This is a genomic window from Enterococcus raffinosus (assembly GCF_001886185.1).
Taxonomy (GTDB): Bacteria; Bacillota; Bacilli; order Lactobacillales; family Enterococcaceae; genus Enterococcus_A; species Enterococcus_A raffinosus.
This window is the reverse complement of record NZ_JXLA01000091.1, coordinates 1-1,991: the sequence shown is the minus strand read 5'-3', so window position 1 is coordinate 1,991 and position 1,991 is coordinate 1. Positions and strand designations below refer to the sequence as shown.

The 1,991-nt window shown below is 40.5% G+C and carries 4 protein-coding genes; 2 read left to right on the top strand and 2 right to left on the bottom strand.

What is annotated here, in order from left to right; genetic code table 11:
• Positions 1 to 152 precede the first annotated feature (152 nt).
• The gene (locus tag RV13_RS20270; protein ID WP_028021003.1) at positions 153 to 365 is read right to left on the bottom strand and encodes a DUF2922 domain-containing protein; all 213 of its coding nucleotides are present in this window, start codon (positions 363 to 365) and stop codon (positions 153 to 155) included.
• An 11-nt stretch (positions 366 to 376) separates the two neighbouring features.
• Complete coding sequence (locus RV13_RS20265; protein WP_028020996.1) at positions 377 to 586, bottom strand: hypothetical protein; 210 nt, start codon at positions 584 to 586, stop codon at positions 377 to 379.
• 682 nt (positions 587 to 1,268) lie between these two features.
• Here RV13_RS20265 and RV13_RS20260 point away from each other — a divergent pair.
• Both RV13_RS20260 and RV13_RS20255 read left to right on the top strand, forming a co-directional pair.
• Positions 1,269 to 1,664, top strand: coding sequence for a VOC family protein (locus RV13_RS20260; protein WP_028020587.1), 396 nt, complete (start codon positions 1,269 to 1,271; stop codon positions 1,662 to 1,664).
• Positions 1,665 to 1,692: 28 nt separating this feature from the next.
• Positions 1,693 to 1,991: hypothetical protein (locus tag RV13_RS20255; protein ID WP_143142310.1), on the top strand; the 299-nt coding region annotated here is incomplete at its 3' end.

Here is a 1,991-nt window from a genome sequence, read left to right as displayed (position 1 = left end):
CTGTAGTAATACTCTTTGATACGTTTTTCCAAGGTGGTTGATTTCAAATTGAATAATTGGCGGTACGAAAGGGTTTGTTCATTCATGGGATGGTGTCCTCCTTTTTTTTAGTAGAGGAAGGCGGCTAAGCCGCGCCTCCTCAAGTGTATTCATTAAAAAATAATTGTCTCGACCGTTTCTACATATTTGGCGCTGACGACTTCGTTATACAACTTTTCGCCATCTCTATTGAACAAATGTAGCAACGTCATTTTTTCTAAGATACTGCGGATATCCTCTGGCGCTTTACCTTCTCCTGGGTTTGGATAGCTCCACGTTTGTGAGCGACCGCCGCTGGTTTTAAAGATCGATACAAGTTTTTTCATCTAGTTTCCTCCTAATTTTTTGTCACACGAGATTGGCTGGTGATGATCACGCCATCTAACAAGGTGTCGTCTTGGTCTAGCTCTGTCATGATTTCCCCTAGTTTGATGATTTCTGCTTCCTCAGGGTTGTCCACAACGTTTGAAAAAGTGATTTTCTTTAGTTTTTCCACTCCAGGGACAGACAATTGGACTTGCAATTTGGTGCTTAGTTTTTGGATCATGTTTATTCCTCCATGTGTTTTTTGTTCCGGCCGGTGACTTAACGATAAGGCACAAAACAAAACTAGGTCAAAACCGCGAAAATTACATTTAGGGGTCAATTTTGCAGGGTTAGCGACCAAATTTTTTTGAAGAATCCCGATTTCATAGGCTTTTGAAAAAAAGAAGCACCCAATCCCCTGCAAAATTCAGGGCCAAATGCAGAATTCGGCACTTTGACAACGAAGAGGGGTGTATGCTTAGTTGATAAAAATTGATATATCAATGTTTTTAGTGAGGAATTCTGTTGAACTTTTCTTAAAAAATACTTGAGACAAACTGATTATTTTTATTGTACTTAATGTTTTCTTAATATTTAGCTTTCATGAAAAGAGGAGGAATTCAATTTTTATCTCTCACGAAATATAGTAAAATAGAGTCTCAAGATAAAATGGATGCGCTGCCAAAAGCCTAGTTATAGTTGATCGAATTTCCTTGGAAACAAGATAAACCCTACTACCTAAAAAGATAGCTGTCTCAGAAAAAATTCATACGTTCACAGGTGGTTGTAAGCTTTCGCAACTCGCTGCATACGCAATTGAAGAAACGTATACGGATCTAGCCATTGAGGATAAGGTGTGGGTTGGTGGCTAATTATTTCAACGATAACTTAGTAAAAAAACAAAGCCAAAGGAGCGATAAAGCATGGTGACACCGTACATTCTATTTAACAAACAATGCGAAGAGGCGATGCGGTATTATGAAGAAGTCTTTTCCGGAGAAAAACTAACAATCCAAAGGTACCAAGACTACATCCCAGAAGGCGTGGAGGAAGACGTGAGTAACTATGTTCTTCATGGAGAAATGGAGTTGTTTGGTTCGCCGTTTACCTTTGCGGACGAATTTTCAATTCCGTTTCAAGTGGGGAATAACGTTCACTTGACGGTAAATCCAAGCGATGTTGAAGAGGCGGCAGCGATGTTTGATGCGCTGAAAGAAGCGGGTGAGGTCTATCTTCCACCGACCAAGACCTTTTACAGCCCCTTCCATGGATCAGTTAAAGACAAATACGGCATTGTATGGAACATGATTGTCGTTTGATAGAGCCAGCAAAACAAGGAGACAAACGATGGATAAAAAAACGGAACCTTCAAAACAAAAGGTAGTCTACATTTTGCCTTCGACAGTAGTGAGCAGTGCGGGCAGCCGAATGTTTGTGTTCTCACAGTATCGTGAACCGATTGCGAAGATGCAGGTACACTTTGGCGAGAATTATCAAGTGACATCCGCCTTCATCGACAAGATAAAGGTCTTTGAGGAAGATACGATCTATTTAATCCCTGAACAGCTGCGTCATGTGGTGAACAGTCAGAAGATTCCAAAGAAGCTCATGGTGCCTTCGAATATTTTCGCTGAAAAAGTGTTGGA

Excerpts from the sequence above, each read along its gene's own strand:
- RV13_RS20260 (WP_028020587.1), top strand. The coding sequence starts at position 1,269 with ATGGTGACACCGTACATTCTATTTAACAAACAATGCGAAGAGGCGATG.
- RV13_RS20270 (WP_028021003.1), bottom strand. The coding sequence starts at position 365 with ATGAAAAAACTTGTATCGATCTTTAAAACCAGCGGCGGTCGCTCACAA.
- RV13_RS20265 (WP_028020996.1), bottom strand. The coding sequence starts at position 586 with ATGATCCAAAAACTAAGCACCAAATTGCAAGTCCAATTGTCTGTCCCT.